Source organism: Nonomuraea sp. NPDC049421, from assembly GCF_040677005.1.
Lineage (GTDB): Bacteria > Actinomycetota > Actinomycetes > Streptosporangiales > Streptosporangiaceae > Nonomuraea > Nonomuraea salmonea.
Genome location: NZ_JBFAQA010000005.1, coordinates 91,967 through 107,829, shown reverse-complemented (window position 1 = coordinate 107,829; position 15,863 = coordinate 91,967). Strand labels below are relative to the sequence as shown.

Annotated in this window: 15 protein-coding genes and 1 pseudogene; 5 read left to right on the top strand and 11 right to left on the bottom strand. The window is 70.3% G+C overall.

Features of this window, described 5'->3' with window-relative positions:
* Positions 1-117: pseudogene (locus AB0K18_RS10820) on the bottom strand (DUF4236 domain-containing protein); the annotation flags it as partial.
* A gap of 166 nt (positions 118-283) precedes the next feature.
* On the opposite strand from AB0K18_RS10820, the gene AB0K18_RS10815 reads away from it, so the two are divergent.
* A complete protein-coding gene (locus AB0K18_RS10815) occupies positions 284-475 on the top strand; it encodes a hypothetical protein (RefSeq protein WP_364370870.1) in 192 nt (63 codons plus the stop codon).
* 280 nt (positions 476-755) lie between these two features.
* Here the strand turns inward: AB0K18_RS10815 and AB0K18_RS10810 are convergent, their stop codons facing one another.
* Genes AB0K18_RS10810 through AB0K18_RS10800 form a run of 3 tightly spaced genes read right to left on the bottom strand, consistent with a single transcriptional unit; the run spans position 756 to position 4,053 of the window.
* A complete protein-coding gene (locus AB0K18_RS10810) occupies positions 756-1,433 on the bottom strand; it encodes a hypothetical protein (protein WP_364912982.1) in 678 nt (225 codons plus the stop codon).
* Complete coding sequence (locus tag AB0K18_RS10805; RefSeq protein WP_364912980.1) at positions 1,430-2,311, bottom strand: 5'-methylthioadenosine/S-adenosylhomocysteine nucleosidase; 882 nt, start codon at positions 2,309-2,311, stop codon at positions 1,430-1,432. The genes AB0K18_RS10810 and AB0K18_RS10805 overlap by 4 nt, the downstream gene beginning before the upstream one ends.
* Positions 2,308-4,053 carry a hypothetical protein gene (locus AB0K18_RS10800; RefSeq protein ID WP_364912977.1) on the bottom strand — a complete coding sequence of 582 codons (1,746 nt, stop codon included), beginning with the start codon at positions 4,051-4,053 and terminating at the stop codon, positions 2,308-2,310. The genes AB0K18_RS10805 and AB0K18_RS10800 overlap by 4 nt, the downstream gene beginning before the upstream one ends.
* Before the next feature lie 88 nt (positions 4,054-4,141).
* Between AB0K18_RS10800 and AB0K18_RS10795 the strand changes: the two genes are divergently transcribed.
* The 3 genes from AB0K18_RS10795 to AB0K18_RS10785 all read left to right on the top strand — a co-directional run bounded on the left by AB0K18_RS10795 (position 4,142) and on the right by AB0K18_RS10785 (position 6,505).
* Positions 4,142-4,876: an NUDIX domain-containing protein gene (locus AB0K18_RS10795; protein WP_364912975.1), complete on the top strand. Its 735-nt coding sequence runs from the start codon at positions 4,142-4,144 to the stop codon at positions 4,874-4,876.
* Positions 4,877-4,943: 67 nt separating this feature from the next.
* On the top strand, positions 4,944-5,780 hold the full coding sequence (locus AB0K18_RS10790) for an alpha/beta fold hydrolase (protein ID WP_364912972.1): 837 nt from the start codon (positions 4,944-4,946) through the stop codon (positions 5,778-5,780).
* 26 nt (positions 5,781-5,806) lie between these two features.
* Complete coding sequence (locus tag AB0K18_RS10785) at positions 5,807-6,505, top strand: TetR/AcrR family transcriptional regulator (protein ID WP_364912969.1); 699 nt, start codon at positions 5,807-5,809, stop codon at positions 6,503-6,505.
* Here the strand turns inward: AB0K18_RS10785 and AB0K18_RS10780 are convergent.
* The 4 genes from AB0K18_RS10780 to AB0K18_RS10765 all read right to left on the bottom strand — a co-directional run bounded on the left by AB0K18_RS10780 (position 6,487) and on the right by AB0K18_RS10765 (position 11,420).
* On the bottom strand, positions 6,487-8,661 hold the full coding sequence (locus AB0K18_RS10780; protein ID WP_364912967.1) for a xanthine dehydrogenase family protein molybdopterin-binding subunit: 2,175 nt from the start codon (positions 8,659-8,661) through the stop codon (positions 6,487-6,489). The two genes, AB0K18_RS10785 and AB0K18_RS10780, sit on opposite strands and share 19 nt — an antisense overlap.
* Entirely contained in the window at positions 8,658-9,641 is a 984-nt protein-coding gene (locus AB0K18_RS10775; protein WP_364912964.1) for a xanthine dehydrogenase family protein subunit M, read from the bottom strand. Before AB0K18_RS10775 ends, AB0K18_RS10780 begins: the two co-directional genes overlap by 4 nt.
* A complete protein-coding gene (locus tag AB0K18_RS10770) occupies positions 9,638-10,102 on the bottom strand; it encodes a (2Fe-2S)-binding protein (protein ID WP_364913607.1) in 465 nt (154 codons plus the stop codon). Before AB0K18_RS10770 ends, AB0K18_RS10775 begins: the two co-directional genes overlap by 4 nt.
* Before the next feature lie 292 nt (positions 10,103-10,394).
* A complete protein-coding gene (locus AB0K18_RS10765) occupies positions 10,395-11,420 on the bottom strand; it encodes a hypothetical protein (protein WP_364912961.1) in 1,026 nt (341 codons plus the stop codon).
* A gap of 105 nt (positions 11,421-11,525) precedes the next feature.
* Between AB0K18_RS10765 and AB0K18_RS10760 the strand changes: the two genes are divergently transcribed.
* Positions 11,526-12,383 (top strand): LysR substrate-binding domain-containing protein, encoded by an 858-nt coding sequence (locus tag AB0K18_RS10760; RefSeq protein WP_364912958.1) that lies wholly within the window; start codon positions 11,526-11,528, stop codon positions 12,381-12,383.
* On the opposite strand, the gene AB0K18_RS10755 is transcribed toward AB0K18_RS10760, so the two are convergent.
* The 3 genes from AB0K18_RS10755 to AB0K18_RS10745 all read right to left on the bottom strand — a co-directional run bounded on the left by AB0K18_RS10755 (position 12,373) and on the right by AB0K18_RS10745 (position 15,859).
* The gene (locus AB0K18_RS10755) at positions 12,373-12,558 is read right to left on the bottom strand and encodes a hypothetical protein (protein ID WP_364912956.1); all 186 of its coding nucleotides are present in this window, start codon (positions 12,556-12,558) and stop codon (positions 12,373-12,375) included. The two genes, AB0K18_RS10760 and AB0K18_RS10755, sit on opposite strands and share 11 nt — an antisense overlap.
* A gap of 218 nt (positions 12,559-12,776) precedes the next feature.
* The gene (locus AB0K18_RS10750; RefSeq protein WP_364912953.1) at positions 12,777-15,041 is read right to left on the bottom strand and encodes a phosphodiester glycosidase family protein; all 2,265 of its coding nucleotides are present in this window, start codon (positions 15,039-15,041) and stop codon (positions 12,777-12,779) included.
* 11 nt (positions 15,042-15,052) lie between these two features.
* Entirely contained in the window at positions 15,053-15,859 is an 807-nt protein-coding gene (locus AB0K18_RS10745; protein WP_364912950.1) for a phosphatase, read from the bottom strand.
* Between the last annotated feature and the right edge of the window lie 4 nt (positions 15,860-15,863).

The following is a 15,863-nucleotide window of genomic DNA, read 5'->3' as shown; positions in this document are numbered from 1 at the left end:
CACAACGTTGCCCCGAGGTATCATCCCCGCCCGAAGCCCGGGAATCCCGGTCGAGACCCCCATCCCAGCCTGACTGAGCGTGAAACGGAACGGTCCAACCCTCAGGCTGGTACGCACATAGAAACCCACGATGAGGAATCCCTCCAGCCAGGACCGCCGTTACCGAGGCCCGATGTCCCAGAACTCGGGTCGGCGTCTCCCAGGTGGAACAACGTACGGGCATGATTTCGTAAGGCGGGTTGTCGCCACGGACGGCCTGATCGTGCCGATCTACGCTTCCCGCATGGCTTTCGTGATCCCAGAGATCAAGGTCGGGCTGGCCGAGCTAGGTGGCGGGCCCGATGCACGGTGCTCGCGGTGCGGCAAGCGCGCGACCCTGTACTTCGTCGAACCGGCGACGGGACGGCCGACGTACGTGTGCACGGCCGACGCCGGGGCCGAGGTGGAGGCGATGCTGCTGCGCACCGCCGACTAGCGTGTCGTAGCAATGCGAGAAGCGGCGCTGGTGTTCGTCAAGCTGTGTCGCTTGGTCATGACCAGCGCCCTCGCCCGTCATCGACGACGTCCCGTTGCGCCGGGACGTGCCGGAGGTGCTCCTCGCGTGCGCACTGGAACGAGATGGAGAACCGATCCCGGCCCGTCGTCCTCTGCGGGGGCCTTCTGTGGAGGTGCAGAGGGCACATATCCGCCCTTGCGTATCAACGTATGTTGGCGCAGGAGTCCCGGCGCAGGCCGCCAGATGGTGCGCCAAGCCGTCACCCTCCCAGGTCCGAATTCGCAGGGCTGGTGCGAGCGGAACCGCTGCTCTCCCAGGCGCCGGTGAAGATGCGCAAGGCAAGCCCGTAGAGCAGTCCCGGTGGTCGCGCAACCAGACAGGGTGAGTTACGACCGTGTTCGGTCTCGTCGTAGAGCGTTATGTACGCGACTTCGTCGGTCAGAATGATCCGATACAGGTTCGGCATGTCGTAGAAGCGCAACTCGACGACGTCCATGTGCTGCGCTGCTTCCCGCACGTACTCCGCGTTGTTGCGCACCTGCTCGAGCAACATACCGGGCCTCAGCCCCCGGTCGAAGCGACGGAGCGACTCCTCTCGCCTGACCAGCCAGGAGCCGGGCCGGGGGTCGGGCAGCAGCACCTTCACCGCATCGAGGGGTCGTACCGCGCCTGACCAGATCGGGGCGAAGGCATCCCGCGTGAGCTCGTTGCCGCGGCCGGTGAGCACGCAAACCCACCGAGCGCGGGCCAGGTCGGTAGCCAATTCGTCCGCCGCCCGCCGCTGCTGGCGGTACAGCTTGCGCACCCCCAACCCGGAATAGTGCGAGAGTACAGCGACGGCCCAGTCGCGGGCACGGGCGGAGAGAACCCATCCCACCGCGACGGTCAGCGCTGTCGCCGCCATCGAGCTGACCACGCCCAGGGTGAAGTCGTTCATCGCGTGGTCCTGAGGTAGGGCAGCAGACGACGCAGGACTTGAGCGGCGTGCCAAGCCGCGACTTGCTGAGGTGTGTCGGACTTGTGCTGATCGGCGTGGTCGGAGATGCCACGTATGACCATCCAACGATGCTGGCGCCCCGAGGCGGCCGAGCGTTCGTGGCACGCTTGTCCGAGACCACCCGCTTCCATGTCAACAGCAAGAATCTTGTCGTTGAACGATGCCAGGAACGCGATCTCGGCGGCGTCCTCGTCCGCGATGACCGCTTCCCCCGACCCGATGGGGCCCGCATGCACAGCCGATGATCGCGGCGTTCCCTCAGGATCCACGATCGTCAGCTGGTGAGACGCATCGAGATCGGCCATAAAGGTGTTAATCGCATGGCCGACGGCAGCGGGCACCGGCCGCGTCTGACCGCGGCGATGAGTGCCGGAGGGCGTGACCTTGCGCAAGTCGTAGTAAACCATTTCCGTGGCCAGGATCACGTCACCAATGGCCACGGACTTGTGGATACCTCCACCGATCCCTGCCAGCACCGTGACCTCAGGGTCGAAGGCTTCGACAAGGTTGGCGTAGGCGGCCATGGCCGAGCGTTGTCCCTGTTCGAGAGCCATAGTGGCGGCCACCGTCACTCCGTCCACGACCGCCCGGTAGAACGTGAGATCTCCGACGCGTTCACTGCGAAGCCCGAGTGCGGCCTGCACGGCCCGGGTCTCCAGCGGCAGGATGCTGATCACTCCCACCTGGGTGCGCTCCGCGGTTTCGTCGCAAGACGCTCCGGCGGTCCGTACCACCTTGGCGTTGCTGCCCACCGCCGAGTCGCGCACAGTCATGGTATCGCCGTAGTTCAGGATGCCGTCGACGTGCAGCCGGCTCACGATGATTCACCGTCCTTTTGGTCGTTGGGCTCCTGTTGCTGATCGGACCCGTACTGATTGGTCCGGGAGGCGTTCTTGCCGATGGCCGAGTCACGAATCTCCATTCGGCCCATGTTGAGAACCGTTGCACTGATGATCAGCTGTGCCCGCTTTTTGAACTCGGAGGTGTCAACACCGTGGTCCTCCAGGAATTTCTCTGTCGCCCATAACAGCCGCTGCTCGATGATCTTCATCAGGCCGAGAATCTCGGCGCGGTCGTGCTCGGCATCTTGCCAGGGGGTGGCGCGATCCTCGCGCACTCGATGAGCTGTCCCGACGGCCGACCCTCTGCGCGGCAGGACCGTCCAGTCGACGCGGGCCAGCAGCCAGGCCAGGAGCAGCCGAGGCACACCGGCGATGCGCCGCATGGCCAAAATCTCGTCCGGCAGGCGCAGGACCGCTTTGAGCCCCTCCCGCATCACCGACCCCCATCCCCTTTCGCCGTAGTGATCGAGGATTTCGTACTCTCTGGGAAGCCTGGTCAGGGCGCAGGCCGCGAAGTCGAGACAGAGCGTTCTGGCCTTGATCGTGACGCGGACGAACACCGTCACGACCACCTCACCGGTCGGCGACGTGGAGATCTCCAAAAAGTGATGAAAGGGACCGTAGGGGTTGTTGATAATCTTCCTGCGCTCGTCCGGATCGAGCGAGCTTCGCAGGCGGTCCCGGTCCTTGGACAGAACCATCTCCTCTACATAGATTCGGTCCCCGATGCTGAGACCCGGCAGCGAGGTCGGCTCGTTTTCCCCACCGACCTCCTCTACAGCCTTGTGCAGCACGTCCACCAGCATGTCCGGCTCGAAGTCACGGACGCTTTCCTCGCCTTCGGGCGCTTCCGGCTCCGGAAGCAGGGGCACGATGAGCGGTGGCAGCCACTTGTGCACGAGCTCACCCGCGCCGACGAAGATGTCCTGCGGATCTTCGAAGTAGTCCGCCGTCAAACGCAGGCGGATACCGTCCTCGTCCTCGTCGTCTTCCTCGCTTTTCGTTACGGGCCGCCGGTAGATCGCGTACTCGGACTCCTGCTGTTCCCTGATGCGTTTCATGCGCTGGCTCATCCGCCCGAAACCCAACGAGTCGGAGACCCACATGCGGTTGGCACCCAGCCGTCGGCCTGCGGCCGCAGTGAACGCGAAAAGGGCCAGCGCGGCGATGAGCACCACCGCCATGCGGAGCACGCTCTCGATGGACTGATAGTGCAGCGCCGCCATCAGAAGGGGGGCGACGATGAGCGCTGCACACGCTATGAACAGCAGTCTCACCTCGCGGCGCAGTTCCTCCAACCCGCGCTTGTGCTGGCGGTATCGTCTGCGGTGCAGGAAGTGGTCGACTGCCTCCAGCGCCTGCCGTCGCCCGATCGCGGGCAGCGTACGAGCCAGTCGCCGCACAGCCAGCCAGAGCAGCAGGATGCACACCACCGTGAGGGCCAGCGCGGGCAGGACCAGCCATGCCCCGACGAACACCGACAGATATCCGAGCCGCTCGCAGACCTCCAGCATCAGCGCACGCTTGGCGTGCGCAACAACAGGCACCAGATCGAAGCCGTACGAAGGTGCCACGCGATGAGCGGGGTCGAGCAGCACCCGCCAGATCACCGAGTCGCGATAGTCCCGGTCGAAGTAGACGCCGGCACACAGTTGCCGAGTGGCTTTACCCCGTGGATGAGCAGGTCGCCGCCCAGGTGAATCCGCACCGTTGGCCATGTGGCCCCTATCTCCTGCTGAATTTAGGTAGCTATGACCTTAAGTCCACAATCCTATAAGGTCAATATGACCTAAAGGGGAGAGAGTCTTGTCACGCGAGCACCAAGTGGGGATTGAGGTCACTGTCGACCTCGTCATCCTCACCATTCGGGACGACGAACTTCATGTTCTCCTCATCGAACGCGGAAATGAACCGTTCAGAGGCTGCCAGGCTCTCCCCGGCGGTTTCCTACGGCCGGGCGAGACCCTTGAGCACGCCGCCCGGCGCGAACTCGAGGAGGAGACGGGCCTGGACGCGGCCCTGCTGCATCTGGAACAACTTCGCGCCTACAGCGAACCGAATCGCGACCCTCGGGGACGCGTGATCACCATGGCCTTCCTGGCACTCGGCCCCGACCTGCCGATTCCACAGGCCGGCACGGATGCCGCGAAGGCCGCGTGGGCGCCGGTGTCGTCGGTCCTGCCCGAGCCCGATCTGCTGGCCTTCGACCACCTGACCATCCTTCGCGACGCGTTGGAGCGGGCCCGGTCGCAACTGGAGTACACGACGGTGGCCACCGCATTCTGTCCCGAACCGTTCACCATCTCCGACCTGCGCAAGGTCTATGAGACCGTATGGGGGCTCAAGCTCGACCCGAGCAATTTCCGTCGCAAGGTCACCCGCGCCGACCAGTTCTTGGAGGCAACAGGGGAACGGCGGTTCACCGAGCCAGGCCGTCCCGCCCCCCTCTACCGCCGCGGTCCCGCCCAGCTACTGCATCCGCCGCTACTACGCGAGGGGCACCTCGCCCGCCGCCACACGACCGCTTCTGCTCTGCGCTAGCCTCCGCGAGGCGCGCGCGGGGCGGGCAGTATGGAGCACGACGTTCGTGTGATCCCGGGGAGCGTTCATGTCCACGCTGGTATTGGTGCACGGTTTCTGGCATGGCTCCTGGTGCTGGAGCGAGGTCATCCCCCACCTGGTCGCCGCGGGGCGGACGGCCGTCGCCGTGGACATGGCGGGGCACGGGCTCCATGCGCGCCGTCCCCGGTGGTTCACCGAGCGGCCCTACGATCGCGCGGCGGTCGCCGCCGAGGTGTCGCCCGTCGCGGACGTGAGCCTGGACGGCGCGGCCGCGTTGCTGACGGAGCAGGTCAAGCGGATCGGGCGGGGTGAGCCGGTCACGGTGGTCGCCCACAGCGCGGCGGGGCCGGTGCTGACGCGGGTGGCGGAGCAGGCGCCCGAGCTGGTGGCGCATGCCGTTTATCTGACGGCCTATATGCCGGCGTCGGACATGCCGGCGGTGGCCTACACGAGGATTCCGGAGGCCGCGGGCGATCAGGTCGCGCCCCTGCTGCGGGGGGATCCGGCCGAGATCGGCGCGCTGCGGCTGGACGTCGCCACCGATGACCCGGCCTACCGGCGGGGGCTGCGGGAGGCGTTCTACGGCGATGTGGATCCGAGGCTCGCCGATGCCGCCACCGGGCTGCTGACCCCGGACGGGCCGCTCGGGATCATGCTGGGCACCACCACGCTGACCCGGGCGGGCTGGGGGTCGGTGCCGCGGACGTACGTCCTCTGCGCCAAGGACCAGGCGCTCCAGCCGGCCGTGCAGAGGAGGTTCGTCGCCGAGGCGGACGCGGCGTTTTCCGGCAATCCGACGTCCGTCGTCTCGCTCGACGCCTCCCACTCGCCGTTCCTGTCCATGCCCGGCCGGCTGGCCGAGGTGATCGTACAAAACGGTTGATAGCGGAATTCTGTTATCGTTGATACATGGCTGATCGGGAAGAGGTTCGCCAGCGCATCATCGACGCCACCACCCAGTTGCTGCGCGACAAGGGCCGCGAAGGGGTGACCACGCGTACGGTCAGCGCGGCGGCCGGTGTGCAGGCGCCCACGCTCTACCGCCTGTTCACCGACATGAACGGGCTGCTCGAAGCGGTCGCGGCCGACGGGTTCGCCCGCTACCTCGCGAGCAAGGACAGGCAGAAGCCCTCCGGCGACCCGGTGGACGACCTGCGCCGCGGCTGGGACAACCACGTCGGCTTCGGCCTGGAGAACCCCGAGCAGTACATGCTCATGTTCGGCCGCCAGACCCCCGACGCCCACCGGCGCAGCACCGAGCGGTCGATGGAGAAACTGCGCCTGCTGGTCGAACGCATCGCCGCCGCCGGCCGGCTCACCGTCGGCGTACGCACGGCGATGGACATGATGCACGCGGCGAGCGTCGGCTGCACGCTCAACCTCATCCGCACCCCGCAGGAGCAGCGCGACCCGGCCCTGCCCGGCCGCCTGCGCGAGGCGGTGCTGGCGGCGATCACCACGGAGACGCCGACCGGCCCGCCGAGCGTGACTCAGCGGGCCGTGGGGTTGATGGCCGTCCTCGACGACGTGCCGGGTCTTTACACGCCGGGCGAGCGGGCCCTGCTGGACGAGTTGCTCGACAGGGCCGCTCAGAGCAGCTTGTCCTGAGTGAAGGGCACCTCCCTGAGCCGCCGGCCGATGGCGTGGTAGACGGCGTTGCCGATGGCGGCGGGCACCCCGGTCCCCGGTGTCTCGCCGAAGCCGCGGATCCCGGTCAGCTCGGCGTTCTGCTCCTCGGGGTCCACGAAGAGCGCCTCCACCGACGGCACGTCCGCGCAGACGGGCACGAGGTACGTGGACAGGTTCGGGTTGACGACCCGGGCGGTGTTCGGGTCCACCATCGTGTGCTCCATCAGCGCGAACCCGATCCCCCACGTCACCCCGCCGATGACCTGCCCGCGCGCGGTCCTGCGGTTGAGCACCCGGCCCAGGTCGTACGCGGCCACCACCCGCGACACCCGCAGCCGCCCCAGCCGAGGATGGATGCGCACCTCCACGAACACCGCGCCGAACGCGTGCCCGCCGGTGTTCCTCCTGCTCCCCGTGGCCTCGACGGGCCGGCCGTGACGACGCATGACGTCGCGGTAGGTGTCCGTGCGCCCGCGCGCGGACAGGCGGCCGTTCCCGGCCACGACCTCGCCGGCGGGCACGCCGTGCAGCGGTGAGCGCGGGTCGGCGACGGCCAGGGCGATCACGGCCTGCCGCGCCTGCGCCGCCGCCTCGGCCGCCGGGCCCGCCACGCTGGGCATCGTGGCCGACCCGGCGGACAGGGAGGCGGCGGGGTACGCGGTGTCGCCGAGCAGCGTCGTGACGTGCCCGAGCGGCAGGCCGAGCCCTTCCGCGGCGATCTGGGTGAGCACGGTGTAGGTGCCGGTGCCGATCTCCTGGGTCGCGGTCCGCAGGGTCGCCCGCCCGTCGGTGCCGACGGTGAGCCTGGCCTGGGACGGGATGGCGGCGTGGGTGTGGGTCTCGGTGGCCATGCCCCAGCCGACGTACTCATCGCCGTCCCTGGTGGTGCCCGGCTTGGGCCGGCGCCGGGACCAGCCGAACGCCTCGGCCGCGACCCGGTAGCACTCCAGCAGCCGCTTGCCCGGATAGGGCGCGGGCGGTTCGGCCTGCTGGTCGACGTCGGTGTGGTTGCGTACGCGCAGCTCGACCGGGTCGATGCCGAGCTCGTAGCTCAGCTCGTCCATGGCGGTCTCGAGGCCGAAGTGCGCGGTCGTCTCGGGCGAGCGCATGTAGCTCGACGTGGGCAGGTCGAGCCGGACGCCGAGCTGGCGTACGTGCACGTTCGGGCAGGCGTACAGGCGCACCGCGGACTCGCTGCCGTTGTAGATGGCCTCGTCCACGCGGGTCACCTGGGCCGTCGAGGTGCTCTCGATGGCGGTCAGCCGGCCCTGCCGGTCGGCGCCCAGCCGCAGGTGGTGGCGGTGCTCGGCGCGGTGGCCGTTGGAGGTGTACATCTGCGCGCGCGACAGCACCAGCCGCACGGGCCGGCCGCAGAGCTCCGCCACCGCCGCGGTGAGCAGGGTGTGCGGGTAGGTGGGGCCCTTGGCGCCGAACCCGCCGCCCAGGTAGGGCGAGACGACCCTGACCTTCTCGGCCGGCTGGTCGAACCCGAACGCCGTCGCGACGGCGTCCCGCGCGAACACCACGCCCTGGGTGCTCTCGTAGAGGGTCAGCGTGCCGTTCTCCCAGACGGCGGTGGTGGTGTGCGGCTCGATCGGGTTGTGGTGCTGCATCGGGCTGCCGTACGTCCGGTCGACGCGTACCGGTGCCTGCTCGAACGCGGCGGCGGCGGCACCCCGGGCGATCTCGTTGGGCCGGTCGCGGAACCGCTCGGGCAGGAACGCCTCGCCGAGCACGTCCGCCATCCGCACGACCGGCTCCTCGGCCCGGTAGCGCACCTTCACCAGCGCGGCCCCCTCCTGGGCCTGCTCCAGGGTCTCGGCCACGACGTACGCGACCGGCTGCCCCTGCTGGTGCACCCGCGTGTCCTGCATGGGGATGAACCGCCGGTTGTACGGAAAATTCGGCAGATTAAGCCGCCGCAGGTCCGCGTGCGTGTAGACCGCGACGACGCCCGGATGCGCCAGCGCCGCCCGGCGGTCGATCTCCAGCACCTCGCCGCGCGCGATCGTGCTCATCACCAGCGCGCCGTGCAGCACACCGGGCACCTCCTGGTCAGCGGCGTAACGGGCGGCGCCGGTGACCTTCGCCCGGCCGTCCACCCGCGCCACGCCCTTGCCCACCAGCCCGCTCATCGCAGCCCTCCCAGCTCACCGAGGATGCTCACCAGCGCGCGCTGGACGAGCTCGACCTTGAACGCGTTCCCCTCGTACGGCTTCGCCTCCGCGACCAGGAGCCGGCCCGCCTCCTGGATCGCCTGCGGGGTGAGCGGACGGCCCCGCAGCGCCGCCTCGACCCGGGTGTCCCGCCACGGGCGGGTGCCCACGCCGCCGAACGCCAGCCGGACGTCCCGTACCACGCCGCCCCTCGTCCGCAGCGCGGCGGCCACCGACACCACCGCGAACTCGAAGGTGGCCCGGTCGCGCAGCTTCAGGTAACGCGACCGCCCGGCGAGGTCCGTGCGGGGCACGTCGACCCGGGTGATCAGCTCGCCGGGACGCATCGCCGTCTCCTGGTCAGGGGTGGACCCGGGCAGGAGGTAGAAGTCGGCGATGGGGACCGCGCGCTCGCCGCCGGGGCCGAGCAGGTGCACGGTCGCCTCCAGCGCGGTCAGCGCCACCGCCAGGTCGGAGGGGTGGGTGGCGATGCAGTGCTCGCTGCCCCCGAGGACGGCGTGGGACCTGTTCTGGCCGGTGATGGCGGGACAGCCGCTGCCGGGCACCCGCTTGTTGCAGGCCGAGCCGGCGTCGCGGAAGTATCCGCACCTGGTGCGCTGCAACAGGTTCCCGCCGATCGAGGCCATGTTGCGCACCTGCGGGGACGCCGAGGCCAGCAGCGCCTCCGACAGCACGGGGAACTCTTCACGCACCCCGGCGTGCTCAGCGACCTGCCGCATCCTGGCCGCCGCTCCGATGCGCAGCGCGCCGGAGCCGGCGGTGATGGAGGCGAGGTTCAGCCGGTTGACGTCGATGAGGTGGTCGTGGGCCTCGGCGCCGTCGCGCATGAGGTTGAGCAGATCCGTGCCGCCCGCCACGTACGTCGCGCCGGCGGTGTTCGTCGCGGCCCGCACCGCGCCGGCCGGGTCGCGGGCGACGGTGTAACCGAAGGCCCTCATCGCCGCACCTCCTTCGCGGCGTCGGCGACGGCGGCCACGATGTTCTGGTAGGCCGCGCACCGGCACAGGTTCCCGCTCATCCACTCGCGGATCTCCGCCTCGGAACCCGCGTGCCCCTCATCGATGCAGGCCACCGCCGACATGATCTGGCCGGGCGTGCAGGCGCCGCACTGGAAGGCGTCGTGCCTGATGAACGCCTCCTGCACCGGGTGCAGCTCGTCGCCCCGCGCCAGCCCCTCGACCGTGGTGATCTCGGCCCCCTGCCGCATCACCGCCAGCGTCAGGCACGACTTGACCCGTTCGCCGTCCACCAGCACCGTGCAGGCCCCGCACTCGCCGCGGTCGCAGCCCTTCTTGGTGCCGGTCAGGCCGAGCCGCTCGCGTAACGCGTCCAGCAACGTCACCCGCGGCTCCAGGACGACCGTGCGCGCCCGGCCGTTGACGGTCATCTCGACCTCCATCGTCGTGCCGGGCGCGGCGGCGGCGTGCGCCGGGGCGGGGAACGCGATGCCGCTCCCCGCCACCGCCGCGGCGACCGCGGTCACGGCGGCGCCCTTGATCACCGTGCGGCGGGTGTGCAGGGACGGGTCGAGCAGGGCTTCCGTACGTCTCTCCGGTGGCTCGTGCGGGTCGAAGGTGGATCTGCCGTGGTCGTTCATCGCGCTCCCTCCCCAGACATGTAAGCACTGAAAACGCTATTTCGTTATCGATGCTTACGTCAAGAGGTGCTAGCGGCAGCTTGTTAGCAACGATTCAGTCCATATGGGACGCGAACCACTCCAGCATCGGCTGCGGCCGCCGCTGGAACTCCAGGTAGCCGTCGAAGCGGCGGTTCGTGCCGCGTACCCACTGGAGCCTCTTGTCAGCGACCGGGATATTGTCGAACATCGCCTGCACGTCACTCGGCTCCGTCAGCGTGTCATCGTGCACCTGGTACAGGAACGTCGGAACCCGCACCCCCTTCGCCCACTCCCGCGGCTGCCGCGCCGCGAACGGGATGCCGGTCCGGAGCACCACCAGCCGCTCCAGCTCATCGATACGGTCGGCCGGCACCCCCGCCATGACCAGCCGCCGCGCCATGATGACCTCCATGGTGACCGGCTGCGGCCCCACCAGGCAGCGCACGCCCTCGAACGCCCGCGGGTCCCTGCTCATCGCGTGGAACGTCGAACTGCAGCCCAGGCAGCGGCTGAACAGCCCGATCCGCATGCCCTTGGTGTCGCGGCGCTCGCGCGCGTAGCGGAGCGAGCCGAGCACGTCACGCGACTCGAAGATGCCGCTGGAGGCGATGCCGCCGTTGGCGGCGCCGCTGAGACCGGAGTTGCGCAGGTCGTAGGCGAGCACGTGGTAGCCGGCGTCGTGCAGGATCTTGTAGTCGGGTACGAGATCCACCTCGAAGTCGTTGCCACTGGAGCTCCAGATCGACCTCCACGGCTCCAGATGGCCGGGCAGCCCCGACCGGTTGAACCCCATCGGATGGTTGGCGATGATCAGCCGGTCGGAGCCACGGGCGGGGATGAACCAGCCCTCGATGGGCACGCCGTCGATCGCCTGGAAGGTGACGTCCTCGTAGTCGAGGCCCTGCTCCGCCGGCGTGCGCATGATCGGCGAGCGGAGCTGCCGGCCGAACGCGTCGGCCATCTGCCGCAGGATCTCGTCCTCGCCGGGCGCGGCGGCCGCCGTCGTGCCGGCGAGGAGGGGGACGGCCGACAGCCCGGCCGCCGTCCTGAGCACGGCGCGGCGCGTCGTCGCGGACTCGTGATTCTCGCTTCTTGTCATGGCTCCCATGGTCTGGAGAGCCCGCCCGCGCGGTCCAAAGCCTGTGCGGCATCCTCATACGCCCGAGGCATCACCCGACGTCAGGCCCGGAGTTATGCTGCAGGCATGGCCGAGTCAGAGCCGGATCTCGACTTACGATCAGTGCGCTACTTCACCGTCGTCGCCGAGCACCGGCACTTCGGCCGGGCCGCGCAGGCCCTGCACATCACCCAGCCCTCGCTGAGCCGCCAGATCCGCGCGCTCGAACGCCGGCTCGGCACTCCCCTGCTCGACCGCACCCCGTACGGCACCCGGCTCACCGAGGCGGGCGAGGTGTTCCTGCCGCGCGCGAAGGCGTTGTTGCGGTCGTCGGCGCAGGCGGTGTCCGCCACCCGCGCCGCGGCCCGTCCCCGCAGGATCGCGATCGGGCACACCCTGCACGTGCCCGTCCTGCCCGCCGTACGCGAACTGCGCCACCGTCACCCCGACGCCGACGTCCGCGTGGTGCAACTGGCCTGGAACGAACCGCGCGCCGCGCTGCTCGCGCGCCGGGTGGACGCGGCGGTGTGCCGCCTCCCGCTCCGCGACGCCGGCCTCCAGGTGACGCTCCTGTACGACGAGCCGCGCGCCGTCCTGGTCGCCCGCGGCCACCGCCTGGCCGGCAAGGACCACGTGACGCTCGACGACCTCGACGGCGAACCGATCCCCCGTCTGCCCGACCCGCTGTGGAACGCGTACTGGCGCCTCGTCCCCCGCTCGGACGGCCCGCTCGTGGAGTCGCCCGAGGAGAAGTTCGAGATCGTCGCCGCCGGCCAGGCCGTGGCCATCGTCTCCGCCGGCCTGCGCGCGGACCACCCGGGCGTCACCAGCGTCCCCCTGGAGGACGTGCCGCCCAGCCAGGTGGCACTCGCGACGCGAGCCGGCGACGACAATCCCCTGCTCACCCCGTTCCGCGAGTCCGCCCTGCTCCGCCTCACCGGCTAGCACGGTGGGTGGCGAGGAGCGCGGTGGCGGTGACGGCCTGGAGGCCCATGATGACCGCCAGCGTGACGGGCTGCTGGACGGTGAGCAGGACCATGCTGGCGTTCGTGGCGAAATGGACGGCGATGGAGGTCAGGACGCCGCCGCGCTCGTACGCGTAGCAGCAAAGCATGGCCATGGGGATCGAGCTGACGGCCCTGCTCCGCCACCGCCTCGGCCTGGGGGCGGCACTGGGCGGCCTCACAACACTCCCCCGCCCACCGGGCCGGCGCCCCCTCGCCGCACCAGCCTCGCGTACGCACTGGACGCGGACACCACCTCGGGTGGCGAGCGCACCGTGCGGGCCCGCCTCAGCTGTGAGCGCGGCGACCGCCCGGTCGCCGCGCTCAGGCGGGGTCAGCCGGCGGCCACGGCGGTCAGTTCGTCCAGGACCAGCGTGCCGGTGTAGCGGACGTCGGGGTTGATCTCGTTGAAGAAGATGCGGCGCAGGCTCACCGGGTACGCCATGCCGTCCGGCACGTCGTAGGTGATCTGCTGCCACCCGGGTTCGGTGATGAAGGCGGGTTCGATCGTGTGCAGGGTGCCGTTGCGGTCGACGACCTCCAGGCGGGTCCGCTGGTCGTGGCCTTCCGACCGCACCCACAGCTTGAACGCCGTCGGCTGGCCGGCCACCGGGAGGAGGTTGGCGGACGGCCAGATGCCGACGCCGCGCGTCTCGGTGCTCTGGGTGAAGTCGTAGTCCAGCTTCAGCCCGTTCCCGGCGTGACCGTCGGGGGTGGAGGAGGCGGTGCCGGTGGCGCGCAGGCTCCAGAAGTCCCAGTTGGAGATGTCGTCGAAGGTGTCCACGACGTCCTGGGAGGTTCCGATGCCGACGACCAGCTCCGTCCGCACGCCGCCGGCGGTCACCGTGACGACGTGCTCGCCCTCCGCGGCCCTGGCGGTGACGGTGAACGCGCCGTCGCCGGTCGGGGTCACCTCCAGCGCCGCCTTGTCGTAGGCGAGGCGGACGTCGGCGGGGTCGATGGGGGCGGCGTACCCGGCGGCGTCCGCGCCGTTGACCTCGAAGGTCCCCTGGGCGTCCTTGGCCAGGAGGTTGATGCGGCGGGCGTCGGTCTCCAGGCGGGCCAGCGGGCCCAGCACGGTGAGGTCGATGTCGCCGGCGGCCTTGCCGTGCCTGGCCGTCACGGTCGTCTCGCCGGACGCCAGCGCGCGGAAGACGCCGTCGCGGTCCACCCGGCCGACCCGGCCGTCGCCGGCCCGCCAGTGCGGCTTGACGGTGCGGGGCTTGTCGGCGGGCCCGTACGTCTCGTCGTACGCGGCCGCCGTCAGCCGGCGGGTGAGCCCGGGGAAGACCCGCTCGGTACGCCACGACGCGGCGGCCTCGGGCCCGGGGAACCGGTCGCGCTCGGTCGCCGTGCTCACCCAGAAGCCCTTGGCCTTGCCGCTGCCCTTGGGCAGGAACATGGCCAGCCCGGTCGGCACGGGACGGGTGCCCGCCGCGTCCGACGGCCGGTTGACGAGGTCCACCTGCCGCTGGCCAGGTTCGCGGACGACGAGCGTGGTCGAGCCGCCGCCGTCGAGGTTGAGCGCGGTGTGCGCCCCGAGCTTCACCATCATCTCGGCCAGCTCGTCCAGCCCGATGCCGCGGGAGAACTCGGGTTGCCGGCCGTCCACCGCGACCAGCCACATCCTGGTCCCGTCGGCGGAGAAGCCGACGGCGGTGCGGGGCTCCGGCGTGTTGTTCTCGGGCGGGAGCCGGAGCGGCTTGCCGTCGGCGACGATGAGCTGGCGTCCGCTCACGGCCGCCTTGACCTTCATGTCGCCGGGAGCGCGTACGGCGTAGTCCACGGATACCGGGTCGCCGACCCGCAGCGAGGACAGCGCGTCGGCGCCGGCCTCCCGTCCCACCAGCACGAACGCGCCTTCGGCGATCGCGCCCTCGCGGGGGACGTCCACCACCTCGGTCACGACGCCGTCGCGCACGACCACCTCGATCGTCCGCGCGACGCCCCTGACCGGATGGCAGCGGCAGTAGGTGCCCCAGACGGGGGTGAACATCCCGATCTGGTCCTTGAGCAGCTCGGCCTTGTTGAGCGCGTCCAGGGGGACGGTCTTACCGGGCAGCTTGACGGTGCCCTCGAAGACGATCTCGCCGATGGCGCCGATCTGGTCCTCGGAGAACATCACCGCGGTCTGGTTCGTCTGCGTCGCCTTCGTGTTGGGCAGCGGCGACTGCAGCAGCTCGCCGTCCTGGACGGCCACGCCCCACGGCGCGCCCGAGGCGGCGATGTCGAAGTAGTCGGCGTTCGTCGCCGCGATGGCGCCCGCTTCGCGCGCCATGTCGAGCAGCGGCCGCCGCGCGGCGACCTGGCCGGGGAACAGCCGCCCGATCTGCACGCCGGCCTTGAGGTCGACGGACATCTGGTACGTCTGCAGCCAGCCGGGCTCCCCGGTGGCGCCGTCGGGCCCGTACAGCTCGACCGTGCTCAGCTCGACGCCGGGAGCGACCGGCTGGGTCTCACGGTAGGTCTCGGTGCGGCCCTCGACGACGACCGCCGCGGCGGCGGGCGGCGGCGTCGCCACCGCGTACGCCGGGCCGGTCAGGACGAGAGCGAGAGCCGCAGATAACAGGCTCCAGCGCCGCAAATCACGACGGGACATGACCATCCTCCTCAAACAGCGATACCGGCCGCGCGGCGGAGCATGTACGCGGTCACCGGCGCGAACTCGGCGGGCGTGAAGTTGTCCTCGATCGGCAGGACGGGCTCGTGCCGTCCCCTGGCGTGCGCCAGGAACAGGGCGATGTCGTTGGCGTCGGCGATCGACAGCGTGGGCAGGCCGGCCGCGATCGCCGCGCCCGCCATGCCGTGGTCGGCGATGACGAGATCGATCCGCGCGCCGCCGCCGGCCACCGCGGCGATCATGGCCTCCATGTAGTCGGGCCGGTGGGTGTGCAGGATCGCCTCGTCGTGGAAGGCGCACGCGACCCCGCCGAAGAACCGGATCCCGGTCTCGCCGGCGGCGTGGGCCCCGACGGCACGGTCGAGCCGGTGGTCGTCGAGGACGCTGACGATCCTGTTGCCCGCGTTCCGCAGCGCGCGCGCCAGGTCGGCGTAGTGGTCGAGCAGCCCGGTCGGGTGCCCGGTCGCCAGCAGCACCGTGCCGCCGCCGTCCCGCAGGAAGGGGGCGAGGGCGTCGGCGTGCGCCCTGATGCCGGCCAGCGTGTGCCCGGGCGCGATGTACCCGAGCTCGGGGTCGCCGTCGGTGATGCGGTCGCCGATCCCGGCTTCGACGGCGGCCACGACCTCGTCGATGGACGCGGTACGCCAGTCCTCCAGGCCGAAGGTGTTGTCCAGGTCTCCCTTGAGCATCTTGTGCGCGTACGCCAGCGACTGCCGGCGGACGGTCCTGATGCCGCCGGACAGGCTCCGCTCGACGAGCAGGTCGCGCAGCTCCGCCTCTTCGTGTGCGATGCCCATGCCG

Bases quoted from the DNA above. Each gene is read 5' to 3' on its own strand.
- AB0K18_RS10770 (WP_364913607.1), bottom strand. From the start codon at position 10,102: ATGGAGGTCGAGATGACCGTCAACGGCCGGGCGCGCACGGTCGTCCTG.
- AB0K18_RS10745 (WP_364912950.1), bottom strand. From the start codon at position 15,859: ATGGGCATCGCACACGAAGAGGCGGAGCTGCGCGACCTGCTCGTCGAG.
- AB0K18_RS10755 (WP_364912956.1), bottom strand. From the start codon at position 12,558: ATGGCCATGCTTTGCTGCTACGCGTACGAGCGCGGCGGCGTCCTGACC.
- AB0K18_RS10790 (WP_364912972.1), top strand. From the start codon at position 4,944: ATGTCCACGCTGGTATTGGTGCACGGTTTCTGGCATGGCTCCTGGTGC.
- AB0K18_RS10810 (WP_364912982.1), bottom strand. From the start codon at position 1,433: ATGAACGACTTCACCCTGGGCGTGGTCAGCTCGATGGCGGCGACAGCG.
- AB0K18_RS10775 (WP_364912964.1), bottom strand. From the start codon at position 9,641: ATGAGGGCCTTCGGTTACACCGTCGCCCGCGACCCGGCCGGCGCGGTG.
- AB0K18_RS10785 (WP_364912969.1), top strand. From the start codon at position 5,807: ATGGCTGATCGGGAAGAGGTTCGCCAGCGCATCATCGACGCCACCACC.
- AB0K18_RS10800 (WP_364912977.1), bottom strand. From the start codon at position 4,053: ATGGCCAACGGTGCGGATTCACCTGGGCGGCGACCTGCTCATCCACGG.
- AB0K18_RS10760 (WP_364912958.1), top strand. From the start codon at position 11,526: ATGGCCGAGTCAGAGCCGGATCTCGACTTACGATCAGTGCGCTACTTC.
- AB0K18_RS10765 (WP_364912961.1), bottom strand. From the start codon at position 11,420: ATGACAAGAAGCGAGAATCACGAGTCCGCGACGACGCGCCGCGCCGTG.
- AB0K18_RS10780 (WP_364912967.1), bottom strand. From the start codon at position 8,661: ATGAGCGGGCTGGTGGGCAAGGGCGTGGCGCGGGTGGACGGCCGGGCG.
- AB0K18_RS10750 (WP_364912953.1), bottom strand. From the start codon at position 15,041: ATGTCCCGTCGTGATTTGCGGCGCTGGAGCCTGTTATCTGCGGCTCTC.
- AB0K18_RS10815 (WP_364370870.1), top strand. From the start codon at position 284: ATGGCTTTCGTGATCCCAGAGATCAAGGTCGGGCTGGCCGAGCTAGGT.